Here is a 24,134-nt window from a genome sequence, read left to right as displayed (position 1 = left end):
AAGACAGGTCGAACCGATGAACCCGATGATCGTTACCTCGCTGATCCTGTTCGTAACGATGGCGCTGTTCATCTGGAACAAACTGCCGGCCGCGGTGGTTGCCGTGATGTCGTTGATCGCGTTGTACCTGACCGGCGTGCTGACGATGCACGAGGCGTTAGGCGGATTCGGCGATCCGCTGATCGTCTTTATCGCAGCGCTGCTTGGCATCGGCATCGGCCTCGAAACGACGGGTGTCGGCACCTGGGCGGGCCAATGGCTGATTCGCCATGCCGGCACATCGCAGAAGCGGCTGATCGCGTCGCTGCTGGTGTTGTCCGCGGTGTCGACCGCGCTGATCGGCATGAACGGCGCGGTAGTCGCGATGCTGCCGATCGCGGTCATCATCTGCGTGCAGACGCGGCTTGAACCCTCCCAACTGATGATGCCCGTGTCGATCGCATGCCTGACCGGCGCGAAACTCACGCTGCTGGGCAGCCCCGTGAACGTGATTGCGACGCTCGCGGCCGACTCGGCAGGTAGCGCGCCGATCCGCTTCTTCGAATGGTCGATTGTCGGCCTGCCTTTGTTTGTCGGCGCCGTATTCATCATCCTGGTGTTAGGGCCACTGTTGTTGCCCAAACGCAGTTCGAACGCGCTGCCGCCCGATTTCAGCCAGCACGCGCATACGCTCGTCGAGCAGTACCGTATCGCGGACGGCGTGCACCGGCTGCGCATCCGCTCCGGCTCGCCGCTCATCGGCAAGACAACGCACGACATCGATCTGTCGCAATATCCGGGTGTCGCGCTCCTCGCACTCGTCGACGATCAGGATGCCGAACTCGGGGACCAGCCCGCGGCCGAAGGGCAACACCTGCTGGTGCGCGGCGATGCTCAGGGCGTCGCCCGGCTCGCCAACGACCAGCACCTCGCGATTCGCGAACCGCTTTCGGAATCGCAGGCGGTGACGAATGCGCTGTTCAACCGTTCGTCGGGGCTTGCGGAAGTCGTGATTCCGCAACGCTCGGCGCTGATCGGTCAAAGCGTGTTCCCCGGCATGGCGACGCACGAAGGCGATCTGATCGTGCTCGCCGTTCAGCGCGGCGGCGAAGACGTGAAAGCGCCATCGACCCAACTGCTCGCCGGCGACCATCTGCTGTTCAGAGGAACGTGGGAAGCGCTGGACAAGCACTTCTCCGACCCGCAGATCCTGATGGTCGATGCGCCGCAAGTCGTGCGGCGTCAGACGGTTGCACTCGGCCGCGGCGCCCGCGAAGCGCTGATCATCCTCGCGGTGCTGGTCGTGCTGCTCGCGACCAATGTCGTTCCCGCCGCGGTGGCGACGTTGATCTGCGTGACGGCGATGGTGGTGATGCGGGTGATCAAGCTGAACCAGCTATACAGCATCGACTGGAATACCTGCATACTGGTCGGTGCGCTAATTCCACTCGCGACCGCGATGTCGAAGACCGGACTGGCGTATCTGCTTGGCGACTATGTGATCCAGATGGTCGGCGCCGGCGGCCCGCGCGCGGTGATGGCGGGGCTGTTCGTCGTCGCCGCGGTGCTGACTCAGGTGATCTCCAACAACTCGTCCGCGCTCGTGACAGTGCCGATCGCGGTCGCGACTGCGCGGGAACTCGACGTATCCGCAACGCCGTTCCTGATCGCCGTTGCGCTGGGCGCGGGCGCCGCCCACCTGACGCCGATGAGCACGCCAGTGAACATCGTCACGTATGGTCCCGGCGCGTACGAGTTCGGCGACTACTGGAAAATCGGCTTGCTGATCATATTGTGGTCGATGGCGGTGGTGGTGTTCATCGCGCCGTTGTACTGGTCCTTCTAGCGGCACAGTTCCTCGACAGCAGGCCCGGCTCCGTATAGCATCGACCGCACGGATGGGACCCTGATAGCCGATGCCTTCTCATCTGCACACGGAGACCGCATCGTGCATATCGCCAGCCTGATAGTCCCGATCTTCGCGATCATCGCGACAGGCTGGGTCGCCGGTACATCGGGCTACGTGGCGCCGGCCCTTGCCGGCCCGCTGATGCAGTTTGCCTACTATGTCGCGATGCCGGCGCTGGTGTTTCTGACGGTTGCGAAGGAACCGCTCGGGTCGCTGCTGGAGTGGCGCTTCCTCGTCGCATTCGGCGGCGGTTCGCTGATCTGCTTCACCGCCGTGCTGGTCGCCGCACGCATCGGCGCGCGCGCATCGCTGGGAACGAGCGCGATGCTCGGTGCGATCGTTGCGATGACCAACACCGGCTTCGTCGCGCTGCCGATCCTGCGAGCGCTGCAGGGACCACAAGGCGTCCTCGCAGCAGCGGTCGCAACGGTTTTTGTCGGTGCTGTGATGTTTCCCGTGCTGGTCGTTCTGCTGGAGATCAATCAACAGACCCGTTCGCGACAAATGCGCACAGGCGCACTAGTCAGGCAAATCGGCACGAACCCGGTGATCCTTGCCACCGTGCTGGGCTTGCTTTGGTCGGTTAGCGAACTCACACTGCCCGTGCCCGTTGTCACATACCTGGGCTTACTAGGGGAAGCGCTCACGCCATGCGCCTTGTTCGCGATCGGCCTCGATCTTTCGATCAATCGCCTGCGTGGGCAATTGAGCCGCTTCGCGTTGCTGGCAGCGCTCAAACTGGTGGTGATGCCGCTGGTCGTGTACGGCATTTGCGTCGCCATCGGACTGAACCGGGTCTTTACCCTTGCCGCCGTGATCTGCGCGGCCGTACCCACAGCCAAAAGCGCGTACGTGCTCGCGACCGAATATGATGTCGAAAAGGCCACAACGGGCGCCGCCATTTCAATGACAACGCTGTTTTCGATCGTCACGCTGCTGGTCTGGCTGTATTGGCTTTAGCGCTCCGCGCGAACTTCGCTAAACCAACGCGCTACCTTCCGGTCCTCGCGCATTAGCCTGCGGTTCTTCACTGATCCACTTCCGCGCGCGTGCTTTGCCCCACTCTGAGATCTTCTTGCGTGCTGGTCGGCGCGAGGCGCGTACTCCGCGGAACCCATACGCGGCGGAATTGCTCCATTTCAAGTTCTTCCGTAAACACCGACATCGATGGCTTCACCAGGTCGTGCCGCGAAACAATGCCGAGTAGCCGATAGGATTTCTCATCTTCGACCACGGGCACACGGTCGAATCCGGTTATCGCAAGCCGCGCCGCGACGCTTCTGCAAGTCTCGCGCGGCAACGCGATTTCAGGTCGCGTGTCCGCGAAGAACATGCCAAGCGGCACATCGGCTTTCTCCGCGGAAATCCGATCCAGCAGTGCGCGATCGGTCATGCCGACCAGCACGCCGGACGCGACGACCGGATACGCGCGATATTTCTGCCGCGGCCCGAAGTAGTCGCGCAGCACATCGGCAACGGTTGCTTTCGCATCGATCGTCTCGACTGTGCGCGTCATGACCTCGTCGACGTAATGCCTTTCGAGCGGGTCGATGCTGTACTCGCGATAGATGTGAAACCCGCGGCGGGCCACTTTCTCGGTCAGAATGGAGCGGCGCATCATCAGGACAGTGAAGCCATACGCCACAGCGGCAGCCGATAGCAGCGGCAGCAACGCATTCGCGTCGCCGGTCAGTTCGAATGCGAACACGGCCGCCATCACGGGCGCGCGCATCATGCCGCCAAGCGTGGCGGCCATAAACACCAGCGGCCAGACTGCGGGGTCCCCTCCCGGCATATACGGTGCGGCAATCGCTCCGACGCCCGCGCCCATCATCAGCAGCGGCGCGAGCACGCCACCCGACGTACCCGACGCGAGTGCAATGACCCAGATCACCGCCTTCACGAGCACGATCAAAATCACTGCGTGCAGCACCAGATGGTTTTGCAGCAAGTCTCCGATCACGTCGTATCCGACGCCGAGCGTGCGCGGCTGAAAATACCCGCCAATACCGACCGCGATGGCGCCCAATGCCGGCCACCACATCCAGTGGACCGGCAGCTTATGGAACAGATCCTCCATCTTGTACAGCCATGTCGATAATCCCCAGGACAGCGCACCGGCGACTACGCCCGCGATGCCCGACGACACGATGCCAAGCGGGCCGAGGTCTGCCGTATGCAGCGGAAACAGAGGCCCGCTTCCCAATAGCAGCGGCCGCATAAAGCCCGCTACCGCGCAGGCGATAGCCGCCGGCAACAGACTGCGCGGCCGCAATTCGAACAGCAGAAGCTCGATCGCAAGCAGCACAGCCGCAACCGGCGTGCCAAACACGGCGGTCATGCCGGCGACCGCGCCCGACACCAGTAACGCTTTGCGCTCCGCACTCGACAGATGGAAGAATTGCGCGACCAGCGAACCGATCGCGCCGCCGGTCATGATGATCGGGCCTTCCGCGCCAAATGGCCCGCCACTGCCGATCGCGATGGCAGACGCAAGTGGTTTGAGCACCGCGACCTTCGACGACATCTTGCTTTTGCCGAACAGAATCGCTTCGATCGCCTCGGGTATGCCGTGGCCCCGAATCTGCTCGGAACCGAATCGCGCGATCAGTCCGACCACGAGGCCGCCAATCACCGGGGCCGCGATAACGAAAAGCCCGAGCGTGTTCTGCGACGGTGAATGATTCGCGGTAGATAGCGTCTGGAAGAAAAACAGATTCGTGAAGAAGCGGATGAGGTGCAAAAGGAAATCGGCGGCGACCGTACTCAGTGCGCCACTGACCGCGGCAATTGCACTGATGCGCAAGAGCCGGACATCTGTTGCGAAGTCGCCTTTATGCTCGCTCATGAGTTCCCCTGACAACTGAAGATCAATAGCGTGTGATGGATATATATATCATAACGTGATGTACATTGCTCAGAGACCGCGGCGATCCTTTCCGGTCGCACGTCGCGAGCTGACTGGCCAACGGCGCTGCGACGTTCAGCAAGATCTTCGTAATCGCGAGAAAATGCACTGTTGATCACCCCCCACATAGGTATCGACATGTCCGATCTCACTTCAACGCTTCAGCGTCGCACCGATATCGACCCCACTCCGCTCGGCGTCGCGCTGTTGCTGATCGTCGTTGGCGCGTGGTATCTCGCACAAACGGTCAGCCCGAATCAGGCGGCGCTGTATATGGTCGGTGCGCTGCTCGGCGTCGCGCTGTATCACGCGGCGTTCGGATTTACTTCCGCGTGGCGTGTATTCATCGCCGATGGCCGGGGTGCCGGGCTGCGCGCACAGATGCTGATGCTCGCAGTCGGCGTCGCGCTGTTCTTTCCCGCACTCGCATCAGGGACGCTGTTCGGCAGGCCCGTGGCGGGCTTTGTGTCGCCGGCCGGCACGTCGGTCGTCGTCGGCGCATTTCTGTTTGGCATTGGCATGCAGCTGGGCGGCGGTTGCGCGTCGGGCACGCTGTACACGGTGGGCGGCGGCAGTACGCGCATGATCGTCACGCTCGTCGGGTTTGTGGCCGGCTCGGTGGTCGCGACCGCGCATATGCCGTTCTGGACCGCCCTTCCATCCTTGGCGCCCGTTTCGCTCGTCACGACATTTGGCGCGGCACCCGCGCTAATTGCCAATTGGGCGCTGTTCGCGTTGATCGCGGCGCTGACCGTGGTGATCGAAAAACGCCGGCATGGCCGGCTGGTTCCGTCGCATATCCAGCCCGCGCATGTGTCGCCGTGGCTGCACGGCCCGTGGCCGCTGCTGGCAGGCGCGATCGCCCTCGCGGTGCTCAACTTCGCGACGCTCGCGCTATCCGGGCGGCCTTGGGGTATCACGTCGGCGTTCGCGCTGTGGGGCGCGAAGGCCGCCTCGGTGCTCGGGGTCGACGTGGCAAGCTGGACCTACTGGACGAGCAAGCCGAATGCCGCGGCGCTCGCCGCGCCGATCTCACATGATGTGACCTCGGTGATGGACATCGGCATCGTGATTGGCGCGATGCTAGCGGCCGCACTGGCCGGCCGCTATGCGCCGGTGTGGCGCATACCGCTGCGCTCGCTGGTCGCGGCCGTTGTCGGCGGGTTGCTGCTCGGATATGGCGCGCGGCTCGCATACGGCTGCAATATCGGCGCGTATTTCAGCGGCATCGTGTCGGGCAGCCTGCATGGCTGGGTCTGGCTGGTTGCCGCGTTCTTCGGCAATGTACTGGGCACACGGCTGCGGCGGCTGTTCGGACTGGAGGTCGAGCGGCTCGCGGCGACGACGTGTTAGATCCGGCAAGCGAAGCGCCCGGTGTTCCGGAAAACACCGGCGTATCAGGCCACCATGACGCTGCTTATTTGAAACGGACGTCGACCGTGAATAACGGATTGGCGTCCGCGTTGATTGCACACTGACGCCCAGTTTCGGTCGTATGCAAGCTCAAATACAGCTGCTTCAGTTCTTCCCGCGTACCGTCCGGCTTCATAAAGCGCATTCCTTCGATCTGCGCGTCACTGACGTTGTCGGGAGCGGACAGGACGGGCTCGCACTTCAGGCTGACCGGCTGCCCATGATAGGCACCGTTAATCCCGCTCGATGTCGCATCGTCGATGCCCTTGACGACCGACGTGCCGTCCATGCGCACTTCATAGATGTCGTGTGCCATCGAGCCTTGTGTGACACATAGTTCCACTGATTTCGCGATGTTCGCCGGTAGGGTCGCGCTACGGCATACCGTGCTGCGCGGCACCGCGTCGAGTGTCGAACTGTCAGGCGTTGTCGCCGCACAAACGTGACCGGCGACAAGGCTCGCCGAAACGGCAAATGCAGCCGCGTATGCACTGATTTTTTGTTTCGTCGCAATCAAAACCTGCACTCCCAGTAGTCAATCGTCGTAGGCATGCTCGCCCGTCATCCGCCTCGCGGTTGCTTGCGCAAGCATGGAGATAGATATATCGGCAGGATGGCCCTTCGGCTTGAGCCGCCATGCTCAATGGCGGATATCGTGCCGAGCGCATTTGGGTCGAGCGCCGCGATGCCGGCGGTCTTGCCATTCAGCCCTCGTCGACGAACTCAGGCTTCTCGCCGCCGAACAATCGCGCCTATCGCCGTGCGGACTGGTCAGCGTTCTCCCCGTCCTGGCCTCCGCCGAGCGCAATATACAGCGAAGCGCCGTTTTGCAAAGCGGCTGCGCGCAACTGGATCAACTGCTGTTGCGCGGCAAACAGGCTGCGCTTCGCGTCGACCACTTCGAGATAGATCGAAATACCGTTCTGGTAGCGAAGCTCCGCCGCCTCCGCGAGGCGCTGTTCGGAGGCCACTGCGCGCTCCTGAGCCTCGATCTGCTCCCTCAGCCGCTGACGCGCGATCAGCGCGTCGGACACTTCGCGAAACGCGACCTGAACCGTTCTCTGATAGTTCGCGACGAGTTCGCTGCGACGCGCTTCCGAGATACCGACTTGCGCGCTGCGACGGCCCGCGTCGAAGATCGGCAGTGTAACGAAGCCGGCTATCAACCATGTCTGCTTGCCCGGCACGAACAGATCGTTCAGCTCGGGCGACACGTAACCGAAATTGCCGGTGAGCGAAATGCGCGGAAAGTAGTCGGCACGCGCGGCGCCGATATCGGCGTCGGCCGCTCGCAACGATTGTTCCGCGGCGCGGATATCGGGGCGCAACGTCAGTAGCGAAGACGGCAGACCCGCGTCGAGCGTCGCGAACTGATCGGCGTCTCGCACCTCATGCCGCTCGGGCATATCCACGGGTAGCGGCCCGCCGATCAGCACCGCCAGCTGGTCGCGCTGCTGCCCGGTAATTCTTTGCAGTTCGGCTAGTTGCGTCTGCGCCTGAGTGACCAGGATTCTCGCGTGCTCGAAATCGACAAGCGATATCGCGCCGGCTTCGAGACGCAGTGTCGCCACTTCAAGCGCATATTCGCGGGTCGCGAGCGTATGTTGCGCAAGCGCAATGCCCTCGTCGCCCGACAGGATCGCGTAGTAGGTCGCGGCCACATTGCTGATCAGCGATAGTCGAAACGCCTGATTCGCCTGCACCGTCGCCAGGTAATTCCGGCGCGCGGACTCGGCCATATTCGCCACGCGTCCCCAGAAGTCAAGTTCGAACGACGTGACGGCCACCTGCACGTTGTACTGGTTGAAGTGGACCGAGGCGTTGGTGTTCGAGTCCTCGGGTTCGATCACGTTAAGCGGCGTTTTGCTGCGCGATGCGTCCGCCCCGGCCACCACTTGCGGGAACCGTGCGGAGCGCTGCACGCGATAAAGCGCCTGCGCCTGCTCGATGCGCGCGACGGAAGCGGCCAGATCGCGATTGCGCTCCAACGCGGTCGCAATCAGCTGCTTGAGCGTAGGATCGCGAAAGAACATCTGCCATGTAATTTCCGAAGCGAGCCGGTCACCGCCTGCCGTCGCGATATCCGCGCTCTCATAGCTGCCCGCGATCGGCAGATCGGGCTGCTGGTAGCGCGGCGCGAAATTGCACGACGCGAGCGCGATGCAGGCGATGCACGCAATAAGCGCGTTGATCGCGTTGACAACATTGGCCGCATTGCCTGCATTGGCCGCATTGGCCACGTTGCGCGCGTTGGCCGCATTAACCGCGTTGGCCGCGATACGCTTAGCCATCGCGTTCCCCAGCGAGTTGCGCTTCGTCCGCGTCGTCGTCATCCTGCGCGCGCCTGCGGCTCAGCCACTTGCGCGCGATCACATAGAACAGCGGCGTAAAGAAAATGCCGAACAACGTGGCCGTGAGCATGCTGCCCATAATCCCGGTACCGACCGCTTGCCGCCCCGCCGCGCCTGCGCCAGTCGCGAGCACCAGCGGCAGCATGCCGAGCACGAACGTCACGCTCGTCATCAAAATAGGCCGCAGCCGCTGGCGAGCGCCGTTCACCGCGGCGCTCACCGGATCGCGGCCTTCCGCTTCCTCCTTGATCGCGAATTCGACAATCAGAATCGCGTTCTTCGCAGCGAGGCCGATGATCGTCACGAGACCGATATTGAAGTAGATATCCGCGGAAAACTGACGGGCCGTCGTTAGCAGAACAGCGCCCAACACGCCCAGCGGGATGATCAGCAAAACCGCGACTGGAATGGCCCAGCTCTCGTACAGCGCCGCCAGCAGCAGAAAAACCACGATGAAAGACAGCACCAGCAACGCGCCGATCTGCCCGGCCGCCTGCTGCTCCTCGAACGCCGTGCCGGTCCATTCATAGGTCAGGTTGCCCGAGAGCACCGTGCCCGCGATACGCTCCATTTCCGCCAGCGCCGCACCGCTCGATCGGCCTGGCGCCGCCTGGCCGGAGATCGTCGCGGACGGAAAGCCGTTATAGCGTTCGACCTGCTGCGGCCCCGAGGTCCAGTGCACGCTCGAGAACGCAGAAAACGGCACCATCTCGCCGACGTCGTTGCGCAGCCGGATCGCGCCGATATCCTCCGGACGCATGCGCTGATCGGCATCGGCCTGCATCAGCACGCGCAGCACGTTGCCTTCGTAGACGAAATCGTTCACATAGTTCGAGCCGAACGCGAGTGACAGCGCGCTATTCACCTGGCCGATCTGCAGCCCAAGCGCGCGCGCTTTCACGCGATCGATATCGACATACAGTTGCGGCGCGGCCGGCAAGCCGTCCGGACGCACACCGACCAGCAGCGGACTGCGCGATGCTTCCGCGAGCATGCGCATGCTCGCCTGCTGCAACGCCGCGCCGCCGACGCCGCTGCGGTCGAGGATTTTCATCGTGAAGCCGCTCGCATTGCCGAGCGACGGAATCGCCGGCGGATCGAGCGCGAACACGAGCGCCTGCGGGATGTTCCGGAACGCGGCGTTCGCACGCGCGACCAGCGTCGCCGCGGAGTTCGCTGTACCAGGCCGCTCCGACCACGGTTTCAGATCGACAAACGACATCGCGGCCGACTGTCCCTGGCCGAAAAAGCTGAAACCGGTAACCGATGCGATATTGCGCACCTGCGGCTGCTGCCTGAGAAAAGCCTCGGCCTGATCGACGACCTGCTGCGTGCGCTGCGACGTCGCGCCCGGCGCTGCCGTATACGCAATGAAGAAATATCCCTGGTCTTCGTTCGGAATAAAGCCGCGCGGCAATTGCGTAAAGAGCCACCCGGTCGCTACGCAGACGACCGCGAAAACCACGAGCCATCGTATCGGCGTACGCAGCATCGCCTGCACCGCGCGCACGTAGCGGTCCGTGGCAGACTCCATGCCGCGGTTGAACCCATCGAAAATGCGTTGCTGGATGCGAGCCGGCCAACGCATCGCCGCACGCTTGCGTTCGCCGTTGTCTTGCTTCACCTTGTTGCCGAGCAGAGTCGCCGACATCGCCACACCCAGCGTCAGCGCGAGCACCGTGGACAGAAAGATCGACACCGTTAGCGTGACCGAAAATTGCCGATAGATCGCGCCCGTCGAGCCTGGAAAGAAAGCCATCGGAACGAACACCGCGACCAGCACCAGCGTGCTCGCGATTACCGCGCCCGCGATCTGTCCAATCGCCTTCACGGTTGCGCGCCGCGAACCGAGGCCCTCGTCCTGGATCACGCGCTCGACGCTTTCCACCACGACGATCGCGTCGTCGTTGAGTATGCCGATCGCGACAACCATGCCAAACAGCGAAAGCAGATTGATCGAGAGTCCGAACAGATAGATACCAACGCAGGCTCCAACCAGTGCGATCGGCACGACCAAGGTCGGAATCAGCGTTGCTCGCAGCTTCTGCAGGAACAGGAACACCACCACCGTGACCAGCAGCAACGCCTCGACCATGCTGCGCAACACGCCACTCAACGACGTCGTGATGAACGGCGTCGTATCGAACGGAACCACCCATCCAACGCCGCGCGGAAAACTCGACTGCAGTTGCGTGAGACGCTCGCGCACTGCCGTTGCAACAGCAAGCGCATTCGCGCCGCTCGCGAGCTGGATCGCGATCCCCGCAGACTCCTTGCCGTTCACCCGAAAGCTGAAGCCATAGCTATCGTTGCCCAGCTCGACACGCGCGACATCGCCCAGGCGCACGGTAGAGCCGTCCGGGTTCGATCGCACGATGATTTCGCGAAACTGCTCGGGCGTCGAAAAGCGGCCCCGCGTGATGATCTGCGCGCTGAGCTCCGCACCCGGCGCAATCGGCTGCTCGCCGAGTCCCCCGCCCGCGGTCTGGCTGTTCTGTTCCTGGATCGCCGCCATCACTTCATTCGCGGACAAGCCAAATCCGCCGAGTTTTTCTGGATCGATCCAGATGCGCATCGCATACGACGATCCGAACAGCTGCGCGTCGCCGACGCCAGGAATGCGCCGCAGTTCATTGATGATGTTGTTCGCGGCAAAGTTGCCGAGTTCGACGGCCGGTATCGAATTGCTGACCGATTGCAGCGCAACCAGCATCAGAAAGCCCGAGGATGCTTTCGTGACCCGCACGCCGATCTGCCTGACCGCGAGCGGAAGCCGCGGTTCGACACGGCTTACCCGATCCTGGACCTGCGACAACGCAACATCGAGGTTGGTGCCGGGCTTGAGCGTAACGGTGATCTGCGCGGTGCCGTTCGAGCGGCTCGCCGACGACATGTACAGAAAATTCTCGACGCCGTTCATCTCGTCCTCGATGACCGACGTCACGGTGCGGTCCAGCGTTTGCGCGTCCGCGCCGCTATACACCGCCGATATCGTCAACGAAGGCGGCGCAACGTCCGGGTACTGCTCGATCGGCAACAGCATCAGCGCGATCGCCCCGAACAGCGTGACAAAAAGCGCGACCACCCACGCGAACACCGGCCGGTAGACGAAAAATTGCTTCATGGGTACGCCGGTCAGGAGTGGCCGGCTGGAACCGGATGCGCGTCCACACGCTGTCCCGGCTGAACGCGCTGCCAGCCGTCGACGATCACACGCTCGCCCGGCTCCAGCCCATCCTTGACGACCCATAGTCCCGCTTGCTGCTGGCCCAGCACGACATTGCGGCGAACCACGGTGCCATCGTCAGCGACAATCGAAAGGCTTGTCGCATTGTTGTCGAATTGCACGGCGCGCGCGGGTACGACAAGGCCGTTCGGTATCGTGCCGATCTCGATGCGCCCGCGCACGAACTGTCCCGGCAGCAGTACGCGCGACGCATTGTCAAAGCGCGCACGCAGAACCTGCGTGCCGGTCGACGGTTCGACGACGAGATCGGTGAAGTCGAGCACCCCCGGCTCCTTGTATTCGTCGCCGTTCGCAAGCGTCAGCCGGACCTGCACGCGGTCCGCGGCAGGCGCCGCGATGGCGCCCGACTTGAACTGTCTGCGTAATTCCAGCAGTGAAAGGTTCGATTGCGTAAAGACCGCATTCACCGGTGTCAGCTGGTTGATCTGCGTGAGCAACGTCGCGCCGGCTGCGCTGACCAATGCACCTTCGGTGACGAGCGCACGCCCTACCCGTCCCGCGATCGGCGCACGCACCGTGCAGCGCTCGAGCCTCAAGCGGGCCAGCGTGAGCGCCGCGCGCGCGTCGGACACGTTCGCGTCGGCCTGCTGCATCGCAGCCAGTGCCGCCTCGTATTCCTGAGCGCTGACCACCTGACGCGCGACCAGCGGCTTGAATCGCGCAACCTCGGAAGTCGCATTGCGCTGCACCGCCTGCGCGCGATCCAGCGCCGCTTGCGCTTGCTGCAATGCAGCCTGGTAATCGCGTGGATCGATAAGAAAGAGCGGCGTTCCGGCGCGGACGTCGGTGCCCTCTTCATAGAGACGCCGCTCGACGATGCCATCGACACGCGCGCGAACCTCCGCCGTCCGGATCGCTTCGATGCGCCCGGGTAGCTCGACCACCCGTGGAATGGATTGCGCATCGACCGTTTCGACCAGCACGCTCGGCGGCGGTGGTGCGACGGCGCTTGCGACTTGCCGGTCGCGACATCCGAAGCCGGCGAGCAGCAACGACGTCGCGACGACGAGCAAGCAGGGGCGATAGCGTCTGAGTTCGCAGTCTGGCACTCGAGGCTCCACAGAGGTGGCGCGTCACGCATGAGTCTGATCGGCGCAGGCGATATTCACTCAAACTGTGATTCCGGTCCCCCTGGATGCGCGGCCCCGGCTCGAAGCACGCTTAATGCTTTACCCCTGAACTCCCTGCGGTAATCCGACAGGTAATGTTTTCAATTATCCACAGCGAATTACTGCGCGTTCTCACAGGCCGGTAGATCGAAAACTTCTTGAAGTCGGAGTTCTATTTAATACTATTGATTGGCAATGCACACGCTTAATTTTCTTTATCTTGAGCGATTGCCTATGTTAGAAGAGCATGTTTGCGCGGTCGGGCGACATTGCTTTCAGGACGTTCCAGTGCCGAAGGAACCGCTGCTTATGCGTGACATCAACGTCGTCTTTCCTCGGGAGATCGGATCATGAAAAGCCAATTTGTTCTTTCCATTATCGCTGCGCTACTGGTCGGCGTTGCACCTGCAGCGTTCGCGCAGACCGGGCCAGCCGGCGACCAGGGCTTCCCCCGTCAGCAGGTGATGCCGAGTATTCCAAGCAAGGACTGGAAAACCGGACAGCTGGTGCCTGCATACTACCGCGACAGGATTTATGTGATTGATCGGCCGCAGGACCATAGCCTGAGCGCGGCAGGACGGGGGCAGAAATGGCTCGGGATCAACGGCGACTACGTGCTCGCCAACCAGAACTGGAAAATCTCGAAGATCGTGCCCGGTGTGAAGTAAAAACGCGTCACAGGGCGTCGCCGCTATCACGGTCGGTCGCAGCATCGGGCAATCGTGTGCGGCACGCCTGTCTATCATGAATGATGGAGCGCATCATTTGACATGGGCGTCAAAATTCTGACGTCGCAATGGCGCGAACAGGTCAACTGGGCAGAAATTATCCGCTGAAGGTCAAGCGACCTGCGCCGCGTGTCGATATCTGTGCTTTGCTATCCGCGTGTCTATCGCCGTTCTGTATTGCCAAACAATCTGCTGACAGCTCGCAATATGCATGCGTTATTCACGCGCGCTTTAAGTTATCTTGTGGCACAAACCGTGCAATCGTTTCGTCCGACGTAAAGAATAACGAACGGGCGTTTGCAATCTCCGGACACCGCGACAGCGTAAGAACACCCCCTCCCCTTGGTCAATCCGGATGGCATCTTCGCCGTCAAAATGCGATGCTTTCCGGATGCCTGCGCGTTGATTCCCGCAAGTCCGGTGTATCGATCCCAACCTGAGCGCTTGCCCCATCCACGGCCCGGCTTGAACGCAGCAAAAGATCCATTCGCATGGTTCGACTGCCCATGAATAACAATCTCCAGGTGCTGTGGGATGACGGCGAGCGCATCTTGTGCCGCGGGCCGCGCCCGCGCGGCGGTGGCAACGATACCGTGCTGCTCGCACGTCCGGCCGCCGAACGTCCCTCGCCCGCCAGCCTTGATCGCCTCGCGCACGAATTAAGGCTGAAGGACGAACTCGACGGCGCATGGGCCGCGCGACCGTTGTCGCTTTCGAGCGACGGCGGCCAGAACGTGCTCGTGCTGGAGGATGCGGGCGGTGAACCGCTGGCGCGATTGCTCGGCGAGCCGATGGACGTCGGCAAGGTCCTGAGCGTTGCCGCGGGTATCGCGGCCGCGCTAGGCAACGTTCATCGGCGCGGTCTCATCCATAAGGACCTGAAACCGGCCAACATTCTTGTCCATTGCGCGGACGGCCAGGTGAGGCTCACAGGCTTCGGCATCTGCTCCCGCCTGCCGCGCGAGCGCCAGGCGCCGCAGATACCCGAGACCATCTCCGGCACGCTTGCGTACATGGCGCCCGAGCAGACCGGCCGGATGAACCGCTCGATCGATTCGCGCAGCGACCTGTATTCGCTGGGCGTCATTCTCTATCAGATGCTCACGGGTGTACTGCCTTTCGCGGCAACCGACGCGATGGAATGGGTGCACTGCCATATCGCGCGCAACCCGGTGCCGCCGAACGCGCGGTCGGCCGATGTGCCGCCGATGCTCTCGCGCATCGTGATGAAGCTGCTGACCAAGACCGCGGAAGAGCGCTACCAGACAGCGGCAGGTGTCGAACGCGACCTGAAGCGCTGCCTTGCCGACTGGGAGCGTCAACATCGGATCGATGATTTCACGCTGGGCGAGCATGACAAACCCGATCGTCTGGTGATTCCCGAGAAGCTGTATGGGCGCGAGCACGAGGTCGGCAGGCTGCTCGCGGCGTTTGACCGTCTCGCCAGAACCGGTACACCGGAACTCGTGCTGGTGTCGGGCTATTCAGGCATCGGTAAGTCGTCGGTGGTCAATGAACTGCCGCGGGTGCTGGTTCCGCCGCGGGGTTTGTTCGCATCAGGCAAGCTTGACCAGTACAAGCGCGACATTCCATATTCCACGGTCGTCCAGGCTTTTCAGGGGTTGGTGTGGCCACTGCTGGGCAAGCGCGACGCCGAGCTCGACAGTTGGCGGCGCGCGCTGCTGGCCGCGCTCGAGCCTAACGCGCGGCTGATCACCGACCTGATCCCCGAACTGAAACTGATCATCGGCGACCCGCCGCCGGTTCCCGAGCTCGAGCCCCACCAGGCGCAACGGCGTTTTCAGCTGGTATTCCGCCGTTTTCTCGGCGTCTTCGCGCGTCGTGAACACCCGCTCGCGCTGTTTCTCGACGATCTGCAGTGGCTCGACGCCGCCACGCTCGACCTGTTGCCCGAGCTGCTGACCGGCTCCGATGTTCAATATCTGCTGTTGATCGGCGCGTATCGGGAAAATGAAGTCGACGCGCGGCATCCGCTCACGGGCAAGCTTGACGAGATCCGGAAATCGGGCGCCCGAATCGAGGAAATCCGGCTCGCGCCGCTGGCGCCGGAGCATATCCGGCAATTTACCGCGGACGCTCTTTGCAGCGATCGGGAACGCATCGCGCCGCTCGCGGCGCGAGTGGATGAGAACACCGGCGGCAATCCCTTTTTCGTCATCCAGTTTCTGTTCGCGCTCGCGGAAGAGGGACGGCTTCGCTTCGATCATCACGCGGCGTGCTGGTCGTGGGAACTCGAAGGTATCGATACGAAGCGCTACGCGGACAATGTGGTCGACCTGATGGTCGGCAAGCTGAACCGCCTGCCCGCCGACACGCAACAGGCATTGCAGCATTTCGCGTGCTTCGGCAATGTCGCCGCTGTCCAGACGCTGTCGACCGTGCTCGATATTCCGGACGCGCAGGTGCACGCGGCGCTATGGACAGCGCTTTGTCAGGAACTGGTCGAGCGTCTCGACGGCACATACCGTTTCGCTCACGACCGGATTCAGGAGGCCGCCTATTCGCTGATTCCCCCCGCTATGCGCGCCGAAGCGCATCTGCGGATCGGCCGGCTGCTCGCCGCGCAAACTCCGCCGGAAAAGCTCGAGGACATGATTTTCGAAATCGTGCATCAGCTAAACCGCGGCGCGGCGCTGATCACGCAACAGGAAGAACGCGATCACGTCGCCGATCTGAATCTGATCGCCGGACAGCGCGCCAGGTCGGCGACGGCTTACGGCTCCGCACTGACCTACCTGAACACCGGTGCCGAACTGCTATCCGACGATGGCTGGAAACGCCGGCACGCGCAGCGTTTCGCGCTGGAGCTGAACCGGGCCGCGTGTGAGTTTCTAACCGGCAAGCTCGCGAAGGCCGACGAGAGATTAGCCGCATTGTCGGATCGCACCGCGACGCCCGTCGAAGTCGCACAGGTCGCCAGCTTGCGCATCGACGTGTGCACGACGCTCGATAGCGCCGACCGCGCGGTCGCCGTCTGTCTCGACTATCTGCGGCAGATCGGCATCGAATGGCCCGCCCACCCGGCCGACGACGAAGTCAGGCGCGAATACGAGCACATCTGGTCCGTGCTGGGCGAACGGACCATCGAAGATCTGGTGCATCTTCCTCCGATGCACGATCAGGTATCGCTTGGCACCGTCAACGTGCTGATCAAGTGCTGGCCGGCGGCCTTTCACACCGATCCGAATCTTGCCTGCCTGATGACATGCAAGGCGGTGAGTCTCAGCCTCGAGTGCGGCAACTGCGATGCGTCGTGTACCACGTATGTGATGCTTGGCAGAATTGCCGGGTCGCGTTTCGGCGACTATCGCGCCGGCTTCCGGTTCGGCCAGCTCGGCTACGAACTCGTCGGCAAACGCGGCGGCGGGCGTTTGGAGGCCAGCACGTACGTGTATTACTCGGCGTTCGTATTGCGCTGGATGAAACACGTGCGGGCTTGCCGCGATGTATTGCAACGCGCGTTCGAAGCGGCAAACCGGATTGGGGACCTCACCGCTGCCGCCTATGCATGCAACAATCTGAATTCGGACCTTCTTTTCGCGGGCGAACCGCTGCAAGCCGTGCAGCGCGAAGCCGAAAGCGGACTCGCGTTCGCGCAGAAGACACGCTTTGGCCTTGTCATCGACATTATCGACACGCAGCTGTCGCTGGTCCGCACGCTGCGCGGCGCGACGCAGCGATTCGGATGCCTGGACGACCGGCAATTCAGCGAAGCTCGCGCTGAGCGCCATTTATCGAGTAACCCGGCTTTGGCGATCGCCGCGTGCTGGTACTGGATCCGCAAACTGCAGGCCCGTTATATGGCCGGCGACCATGCAGCGGCAATGGACGCCGCATCGCGCGCACAACCGCTGCTGTGGACCTCATCGTCCTTCTTCGAGGAAGCCGAATATCACTTTTACGGCGCGCTCGCGCGTGCAGCCTGGTATGACCGCGCTGCGCGAAGCGAGCAGCCGCAGGTACTGTCTTCTGTCGTCGAGCATCACCGTCAGCTCGAGGTCTGGGCGAAACACTGCCCGGAGAATTTCGCGGATCGCGCCGCGCTCGTCGGCGCGGAAATCGCGCGCATCGAACAGCGCGAAGGCGACGCGATGCGCCTGTACGAACAGGCGATCCACTTCGCTCAGGAAAGCGGCTTCGTGCATAACGAGGCGCTAGCCAACGAGCTCGCGTCCCGATTCTACGCAGCATGTGGTCTTGCGAAGGTGGCGCGGCTGTACTTGCAGGACGCGCGCTACCTCTATCTGCGCTGGGGCGCCGACGGCAAGGTGCGACAACTCGAAGAGCAGTCGCCCCAGCTACGTGCCGAAGCGTTCGCGCCAGGCCCGACCGGCACGATCGGCGCACCGGTCGAACATCTCGACCTCGCGACCGTGATCAAGGTGTCGCAGGCGGTCTCGGGCGACATCGTCCTCGACAAGCTGATCGAGATGGTCATGCGCACCGCGATTGAACAGGCAGGCGCCGAACGAGGTTTGCTGATTCTCCCGGACGGCGGCGAACTGAGGATCGTTGCGGAAGCATCGACCGACAGCGAAAAGTTCGTCGTCGACCTGCGTGATGAGCCCGTCGAACCGCTCGCGCTTCCGGAGTCGGTTCTGCACTATGTGCTGCGCACGCAGGAGACCGTGATCCTCGACGATGCCGCGAGTCACCCGCGGTTTGCGCGGGATAACTACATCGTCGAACACGGCGCCCGGTCGGTGCTCTGTCTGCCGCTAGTCAATCAGGGCAGGCTCAAGGGCGCGCTGTATCTGGAAAACAACCTGACCACGCGCGCGTTCACACCCGGCCGGATCACCGTGCTCAGTCTGGTTGTGTCGCAGGCGGCCATTGCGCTCGAAAACGCCCGCCTTTACCGCAACGTCGCGGAACGCGAGGCGAGAATCCGGCGGCTCGTCGATGCGGACATCATCGGCATTTTCGTGTGGAACATCGATGGCGACATTCTGGAGGCCAACGATGCGTTTCTGCGGATGCTGGGCTATGCGCGCGACGATGTCATGCTCGGCAAAATGCGCTGGACCAGCCTGACGCCAGCGGAATGGCATAGCGTCGACGAACAGGCGACCCGGGATATCATGGTCAACGGGCGCGCACAGCCCTATGAAAAGGAATACCTCAGGAAAGACGGCAGCCGGGTGCCGATCATGATCGGCCCAGCCAGTTTCGACGCGGGCGGCAAAGAAGGGGTTGCGTTCGTGCTGGATCTGACCGCGCGCAAGCAGGCGGAACGGGAAGCGCGTGACAGTGAACGGCGCTATCGCGAGATGCAATCCGAACTCGCGCACGCGAGCCGCGTCGCAACGATGGGGCAACTGACCGCATCGATCGCTCATGAAGTGAACCAGCCGATTGCCGCGACCGTGACCAATGCGCAGGCGGCGCTACGTTGGCTGGACGCCCAGCCGCCCGACTTCGACGAGGTACGTCAGGCGCTTTCGCGGATCGTCAACGAAGTGAATCGAACCAAACAGGTGATCGGCCGAATCCGCGCATTACTGAAGAAAGCCCCTCCGACGAAGGAGCGCGTCGACATGAACCGGGCCATTCACGAAGTGGTCGAACTGGTCCATGGAGAAGCGATCAAGCACGGCATCACGATCCGGACTCAACTGGCGGACGGCCTGCCGCTTATCGATGGCGACCGGGTTGAACTGCAGCAGGTGCTGCTGAACCTGATCATCAACGCGATCGAAGCGGTGAGCAGCGCCGGCGACGGTCCGCGCGAAGTGTGTGTCTGCGATCAGAACACCGAGACAGACGCGATACTCGTCTGCGTGCGCGATTCCGGGCCGGGCCTCGGCTCGGAGTCCGCCGAACATCTATTTGCGCCTTTCTACTCGACCAAGCCGAGCGGTCTGGGCATGGGCCTGTCGATCTGCCGTTCGATCATCGATGCGCACGGCGGCCGGTTGTGGGCGAGCGCGAACGAGCCGCGCGGCGCGGTGTTTCAGTTCACGTTGCCTGTCCGCTAGCCAGTTTGATCGCCCGCCATACCTGATCGGCGTGCCGATGATCGGTACCGCAACATCCGCCGATGATGTTCATGCCCGTCAGAAAGCCGCGCAATCTCACGGCATCCTGGCCGAATTCCACCGGGTCGCCGTCGTCAAGTTCGTCGGCCTCGTCAAGTTCGGCATGGCTGCGTCGTGACGCATTCGCTCGAACGCCGCGAATGCGTTGAAGCCACTCGCCTCCGTTTCGCAGCATCTCTTCGAAATGCGATGCGTGCGCGCAATTGATCATGAAGAACGACGCATAGCCGTCCGTTTCGGCATCGGTGTGTTCGATCGCGTACCGCAATGAATCGCCGGAAGGCAGCCTGCCATCGGTTTCCAACGTGAACGAGATCGAGATGGGCACGCCGGCCGCTTTGGCTGCGCGGATCATGCCGATCGCTTCATCGATGTAGTTCAACGTAAATCCGCCAACCATATCGACTTGCGTCGCGGCGAAGGTATTGATCTGTTCCGCGTGGTAGCGCTGCGCGTCGCCGGCGTTCATCCGCATGCACGACTGATATCCGTCGCCGCGCGGTCCGAGCGTGCCGACGATGACAATCGGCGTCGACGGTGTTTCCCATCTGGACCGCAATTGAACCAGCATATCGACCGCGCGGCGGTTCGCGGCGGCGAGCGTGGTATCCGTATAGCCGAGCTTGATGCCCCAATCCCGGCTCGCACGCCAGGTCGGTGTCGCGAGCACGATCCCAACCTCATGCTGGCGGGCGAGTTGAGTGAAGCGCTCGTAATGACTTTCGATTAATGCGGTACCTGCCTCCGTTTTGAGTAGATCGTATGACGCGAAATACGGCAACTCGACACCTTGATGGAATATCAGGGACGTTTCGAGTCCGCCATCCGTCATGAAAGGACGATCCTCCAGCAACGGCAACTGCTTACGGTATTTGCTCATCGTAGTACTCATTTCGGTAAAAGGGCTACGCAGAATTCGAAAGAATTCTGGAAATCTGACATGCAGGCGTAATGATCGAACATGCGCCCCGCCAATTCCCGTCGATTCCGAACGCGTGGCAAACGACGCGAATACGGATGACATGTGCCGCACGCATTGATTAATTTCCCAAAACAGGATTATTGGGTATCCTTATTTCAATCAGATAATCCATAAATCGACGCAGAACGTCCATTTGACTAAAAAGATTGCATCATCCCGGTGCATCTCGCATGTCGGATATACGCTTATTTCAGGACATTTTGACGCGACACGGTTCATCTGCGCCATCTGGCCGGATTCCGTCTTTTTGCAAAAGAACGCGCGCCACGCCGCGAAAAATCGACTCGAAATGACCCACACCGAACGGTAGAAAACGGTTTGCCTGGGCAATATTGCGAGACCCGGACGCGACGTCCGTACGGAGAGCACGCGCGATGACCAGTACATGCCTACACAATCTGCCGTTATGGAAAATGACGCTCGTCGTTTTTGGTGCAACCTTTCTTGTCGGCACGGCAACTCACATCGTCACCAGTTGGCTTGCTGACGGTCAGCATCGACGGTTATTCATCGCCGTCTCCGCCCGGCTTGCTGTCTCCCATCGGTGTCATCTTTGGCCAGCCATGAAATCAATCATCCGGTATGTCGCGCAGTTGCGCGGCAAGATAGTCGATCAGCGCGCGCACCCTGGATGGCAGGAAGCGGTTCGGCGGATACAGCAGCCAGATCGGTCCCATATAGGCGCGCGCGTCGAACTCCCAGTCGACGAGAACCTGCACAAGGTCACCTTGCCGTAACGCGTGCGCAGCGGCAAAGTCGGGCAAGCTCGCAATGCCGAGGTCTTGCAACGCCGCATCGAGACGGGCGCCCGCGTGGTTCGCGATATAACGCCCCCTCACCTCCAGCGATTGAGTTTCGGTGCCGCGCCGGAAATGCCAGCGATTATCGTCGACGGTTTCTCCCAGATACAGGCACGCGTGACGTGCAAGATCGTGCGGTTCGATCGGTGTTCCGCGCGCTTCGAGATAGGCAGGCGACGCGCAAAGCAGCCATTTCACCGATCCGAGGCACCGCGCGGCCAGGCCCAATGGCGGTGAGCGGGTCAATCGGATCACCAGATCGACGTCGTCGCGTAGCGGGTCGATTTCACGGTCGGCGAACACCAGTTGCACGTCGACGTCCGGCCAGCTGCGCAGAAATGCCGGGATCAGCGGGTGGATCACGGTTCGCGCGAAGGCAATCGGCGCACTGATGCTGACTTTGCCGCGCGGCTCGCCGATCACTTGCCCAGCGACGTCGACCGCACCGGACGCGGCGCCGACGATGTCGCGGCAATAGCGATAGACCTGTGCGCCCGAATAGGTGACCCGCACGCTGCGTGTCGAGCGCTCCAGCAAACGCGTGCCCAGCGATTGCTCAAGACGTTTGATTTGCCGGCTGATCGTCGAAGGCGTGGTGCCCAGTTGGCGCGCGGCCTCGGAGAAGTTGCCCGCATCGACGACACGGGCAAAAGTCGCCATGTCCGGTAACAATGCGAAAAGGTCAGTGGGATTCATTGTCGTGCTCGCATCGACCCAGGTATTTGTGCGCCCGCGACATAAAAGATGTTCCGCGAGCCCCGATTATAGTTTCGGGCGCAATGCTCGACAATCTGGACCATTCGAATAGATAGAGAAAGGTCTGCGATGTCGACTGAAAAACGTGCGCTATGGCTATCCGACCTGATGCTGCTCGCGGTCGCGATCGTGTGGGGCACCAGCTATGGGGTCGTCAAGGGAGCACTCGCGTTCTATCCGGTGTTGGGGCTGCTGGTGCTGCGCTTTGGACTGACGTTTGTTGTGTTGTCGCCGGCGTTGCGCTCGCTACGGCAGGTCAACGCATCCGCGCTGGCGGGTGCGCTCGGGTGCGGTGTATTGCTGCTAGGCGTGCTGCTGGCCGAGACGTTCGGCATATCGTTGACACGCGCGTCTAACGCAGCGTTTTTAATCAGTTTGTGCGTCGTGCTAACGCCGCTCGTCGAATGGGTGCTGCTGCGCAGAAAGCCTTCAAACGTTGAATGGATCGCTGTCGCGTTATCGTTCGCGGGCGCCGCACTCGTGAGTGGCGGCGTGTTCATCCCGCGCGCAGGCGACGCGCTGATTCTTCTCGCAGCGCTGCTGCGCGCGTTAATGGTGTGCGTGACCAAGCGCGTGATGCGCGACTCGGCCCTCGCGCCGCTGCCGGTAACCGCCATTCAGGCGGGCACCGTGGCGCTCGGCAGCGTGATCGTTGCGCTAATGTTGCCGTCACAGCAGTGGCATGCATTGCCGTCGCTAGCTGCGCACGGAGTCTTCTGGTCGAGCATCGTTTATCTGGTGCTTGCATGCACGCTGTTCGCGTTCTTCGCACAGAATTTCGCCGTCAAGCGCAGCAGCCCGACGCGCGTCGCGTTACTGATGGGAAGCGAACCGGCGTTCGGCGCGCTATTCGCGTACGCTTGGCTCGGCGAACAGATCACGGTGTGGGCCTGGTTCGGAGGCGGGCTTATCGTGTTTGCGTCCGTGCTCGCGACGGTGCGCTGGCAAAGAAGCATTCGCGCACCGGAAGAAATGCAACCGGTGGTCTCAAACGACGTTTGAGTTACACGCGACACGGCGAGATAGGGTTCACGGACTTCGCTGCTTATTCAAACGCAGCGAACGCCGACATCCACGTGCTATAGATTTTCCAGCGGCAAGGGGCCGCAACGTGGATGGCTTACACCACCGCTTACGGCGCGTTGATCCCATTCGCCAGGTTGAACGCCGCGGACGCCGTCGTGCTGGGCGCGGCGGCCAGTAGCGTCGGTATTGCCGCGATCCAGATCGCAAACAGCGTTGGCGCAGTGCCTATCGCACTGACGCGAAACGCCGACGCTTGAGGGCGCGAAGCAATTCATCAGTCGCGCGCTCGCCGGAAATGCGCTGAGTCCGTTGATTGACCGGACGTTCACCGTGGACCAGATCGCGGACGCTCATCGTTATATGGAAGGCGGCAACCAGGTGGGAAGGATCGTCGTCACGCTCTAACAGGTCCGATAAACATAGGCACCATTCCCGGCAAAAACGGATCGGAACGTAGTCGAAAGCATTCGTTCCAGATTCGCGAATATCGCTTCTCCCATCGACCTGCGCGTCGCGTCCTGAAAACACCTTATTTACGACATATGGGCCGCCTGACGCGACGTTATTCTTTTGCGGTTGCTTCAAGCTAGCAGGCAGGTCACGTCGCAAACTCGCCCGCCCACAGTTCGTCAAGCCTTCACGAGGGGCAACGTCGCTGATGGCAACGATGCCGAGGCGATCTGCGAAGCATTGCAGCGACCATCAATGTGCTTTGTGCCGGGAAGTCCTTCGCCTTCCCTGTGCCCGCAGCCGTAGTCACAACCATCCCCCTTACCATGGCACAGACTCTCTACGACAAATTGTGGAACAGCCACGTGGTCCACACCGAAGACGACGGCACGACGCTTCTTTATATCGACCGTCACC

15 protein-coding genes and 1 pseudogene are annotated in these 24,134 nt (G+C 62.0%); 9 read left to right on the top strand and 7 right to left on the bottom strand.

Annotated features, from left to right (window positions below; all coding sequences use genetic code 11):
• Window positions 1-16 precede the first annotated feature (16 nt).
• On the top strand, window positions 17-1,825 hold the full coding sequence (locus BX592_RS29820; protein ID WP_134196889.1) for an SLC13 family permease: 1,809 nt from the start codon (window positions 17-19) through the stop codon (window positions 1,823-1,825).
• Between the two features lie 102 nt (window positions 1,826-1,927).
• On the top strand, window positions 1,928-2,848 hold the full coding sequence (locus BX592_RS29815; protein WP_134196888.1) for an AEC family transporter: 921 nt from the start codon (window positions 1,928-1,930) through the stop codon (window positions 2,846-2,848).
• Between the two features lie 67 nt (window positions 2,849-2,915).
• On the opposite strand, the gene BX592_RS29810 is transcribed toward BX592_RS29815, so the two are convergent.
• Window positions 2,916-4,736 (bottom strand): chloride channel protein, encoded by a 1,821-nt coding sequence (locus tag BX592_RS29810; protein WP_134196887.1) that lies wholly within the window; start codon window positions 4,734-4,736, stop codon window positions 2,916-2,918.
• A gap of 198 nt (window positions 4,737-4,934) precedes the next feature.
• Between BX592_RS29810 and BX592_RS29805 the strand changes: the two genes are divergently transcribed.
• On the top strand, window positions 4,935-6,149 hold the full coding sequence (locus BX592_RS29805) for a YeeE/YedE family protein (RefSeq protein ID WP_134196886.1): 1,215 nt from the start codon (window positions 4,935-4,937) through the stop codon (window positions 6,147-6,149).
• A gap of 64 nt (window positions 6,150-6,213) precedes the next feature.
• Here BX592_RS29805 and BX592_RS34675 read toward each other — a convergent pair whose 3' ends face one another.
• The 4 genes from BX592_RS34675 to BX592_RS29785 all read right to left on the bottom strand — a co-directional run bounded on the left by BX592_RS34675 (window position 6,214) and on the right by BX592_RS29785 (window position 12,856).
• Window positions 6,214-6,525 (bottom strand): hypothetical protein, encoded by a 312-nt coding sequence (locus BX592_RS34675; RefSeq protein ID WP_243849797.1) that lies wholly within the window; start codon window positions 6,523-6,525, stop codon window positions 6,214-6,216.
• A 436-nt stretch (window positions 6,526-6,961) separates the two neighbouring features.
• The gene (locus BX592_RS29795; RefSeq protein ID WP_134196885.1) at window positions 6,962-8,500 is read right to left on the bottom strand and encodes an efflux transporter outer membrane subunit; all 1,539 of its coding nucleotides are present in this window, start codon (window positions 8,498-8,500) and stop codon (window positions 6,962-6,964) included.
• Entirely contained in the window at window positions 8,493-11,684 is a 3,192-nt protein-coding gene (locus BX592_RS29790) for a multidrug efflux RND transporter permease subunit (protein ID WP_134196884.1), read from the bottom strand. The genes BX592_RS29795 and BX592_RS29790 overlap by 8 nt, the downstream gene beginning before the upstream one ends.
• An 11-nt stretch (window positions 11,685-11,695) precedes the next feature.
• The gene (locus tag BX592_RS29785; RefSeq protein WP_134196883.1) at window positions 11,696-12,856 is read right to left on the bottom strand and encodes an efflux RND transporter periplasmic adaptor subunit; all 1,161 of its coding nucleotides are present in this window, start codon (window positions 12,854-12,856) and stop codon (window positions 11,696-11,698) included.
• Window positions 12,857-13,266: 410 nt separating this feature from the next.
• On the opposite strand from BX592_RS29785, the gene BX592_RS29780 reads away from it, so the two are divergent.
• Window positions 13,267-13,584 carry an RcnB family protein gene (locus tag BX592_RS29780; protein WP_134196882.1) on the top strand — a complete coding sequence of 106 codons (318 nt, stop codon included), beginning with the start codon at window positions 13,267-13,269 and terminating at the stop codon, window positions 13,582-13,584.
• A gap of 566 nt (window positions 13,585-14,150) precedes the next feature.
• Window positions 14,151-19,643 carry an AAA family ATPase gene (locus BX592_RS29775; RefSeq protein ID WP_134196881.1) on the top strand — a complete coding sequence of 1,831 codons (5,493 nt, stop codon included), beginning with the start codon at window positions 14,151-14,153 and terminating at the stop codon, window positions 19,641-19,643.
• On the opposite strand, the gene BX592_RS29770 is transcribed toward BX592_RS29775, so the two are convergent.
• Together BX592_RS29770 and BX592_RS29760 are read right to left on the bottom strand one after the other, a co-directional pair.
• A complete protein-coding gene (locus BX592_RS29770) occupies window positions 19,624-20,583 on the bottom strand; it encodes a homocysteine S-methyltransferase family protein (RefSeq protein ID WP_134196880.1) in 960 nt (319 codons plus the stop codon). The two genes, BX592_RS29775 and BX592_RS29770, sit on opposite strands and share 20 nt — an antisense overlap.
• 671 nt (window positions 20,584-21,254) lie before the next feature.
• Window positions 21,255-22,181 carry a LysR family transcriptional regulator gene (locus BX592_RS29760; protein WP_134196879.1) on the bottom strand — a complete coding sequence of 309 codons (927 nt, stop codon included), beginning with the start codon at window positions 22,179-22,181 and terminating at the stop codon, window positions 21,255-21,257.
• 129 nt (window positions 22,182-22,310) lie between these two features.
• Between BX592_RS29760 and BX592_RS29755 the strand changes: the two genes are divergently transcribed.
• From BX592_RS29755 to BX592_RS34660, 4 genes and pseudogenes are all read left to right on the top strand, one after another.
• Window positions 22,311-23,243, top strand: coding sequence for a DMT family transporter (locus BX592_RS29755; RefSeq protein ID WP_134196878.1), 933 nt, complete (start codon window positions 22,311-22,313; stop codon window positions 23,241-23,243).
• A gap of 113 nt (window positions 23,244-23,356) precedes the next feature.
• Window positions 23,357-23,524: a hypothetical protein gene (locus tag BX592_RS34670; protein ID WP_243849796.1), complete on the top strand. Its 168-nt coding sequence runs from the start codon at window positions 23,357-23,359 to the stop codon at window positions 23,522-23,524.
• 52 nt (window positions 23,525-23,576) lie between these two features.
• Window positions 23,577-23,672, top strand: coding sequence for a zinc-binding dehydrogenase (locus BX592_RS34665; protein ID WP_243849795.1), 96 nt, complete (start codon window positions 23,577-23,579; stop codon window positions 23,670-23,672).
• A 202-nt stretch (window positions 23,673-23,874) separates the two neighbouring features.
• Window positions 23,875-23,987, top strand: a pseudogene (locus BX592_RS34660) (IS110 family RNA-guided transposase); the annotation flags it as partial.
• Window positions 23,988-24,134 lie beyond the last annotated feature (147 nt).

The organism is Paraburkholderia rhizosphaerae (assembly GCF_004366595.1).
Taxonomy (GTDB): domain Bacteria; phylum Pseudomonadota; class Gammaproteobacteria; order Burkholderiales; family Burkholderiaceae; genus Paraburkholderia; species Paraburkholderia rhizosphaerae.
The sequence above is the reverse complement of the archived record's forward strand: the minus strand, read 5'-3'. Positions and strand labels throughout refer to the sequence as shown.

Bases quoted from the DNA above. Each gene is read 5' to 3' on its own strand.
- BX592_RS29820 (WP_134196889.1), top strand. From the start codon at position 17: ATGAACCCGATGATCGTTACCTCGCTGATCCTGTTCGTAACGATGGCG.
- BX592_RS29810 (WP_134196887.1), bottom strand. From the start codon at position 4,736: ATGAGCGAGCATAAAGGCGACTTCGCAACAGATGTCCGGCTCTTGCGC.
- BX592_RS29805 (WP_134196886.1), top strand. From the start codon at position 4,935: ATGTCCGATCTCACTTCAACGCTTCAGCGTCGCACCGATATCGACCCC.
- BX592_RS34675 (WP_243849797.1), bottom strand. From the start codon at position 6,525: ATGGCACACGACATCTATGAAGTGCGCATGGACGGCACGTCGGTCGTC.
- BX592_RS29795 (WP_134196885.1), bottom strand. From the start codon at position 8,500: ATGGCTAAGCGTATCGCGGCCAACGCGGTTAATGCGGCCAACGCGCGC.
- BX592_RS29790 (WP_134196884.1), bottom strand. From the start codon at position 11,684: ATGAAGCAATTTTTCGTCTACCGGCCGGTGTTCGCGTGGGTGGTCGCG.
- BX592_RS29780 (WP_134196882.1), top strand. From the start codon at position 13,267: ATGAAAAGCCAATTTGTTCTTTCCATTATCGCTGCGCTACTGGTCGGC.
- BX592_RS29775 (WP_134196881.1), top strand. From the start codon at position 14,151: ATGAATAACAATCTCCAGGTGCTGTGGGATGACGGCGAGCGCATCTTG.
- BX592_RS29770 (WP_134196880.1), bottom strand. From the start codon at position 20,583: ATGAGCAAATACCGTAAGCAGTTGCCGTTGCTGGAGGATCGTCCTTTC.
- BX592_RS29760 (WP_134196879.1), bottom strand. From the start codon at position 22,181: ATGAATCCCACTGACCTTTTCGCATTGTTACCGGACATGGCGACTTTT.
- BX592_RS29755 (WP_134196878.1), top strand. From the start codon at position 22,311: ATGTCGACTGAAAAACGTGCGCTATGGCTATCCGACCTGATGCTGCTC.
- BX592_RS34670 (WP_243849796.1), top strand. From the start codon at position 23,357: ATGGCTTACACCACCGCTTACGGCGCGTTGATCCCATTCGCCAGGTTG.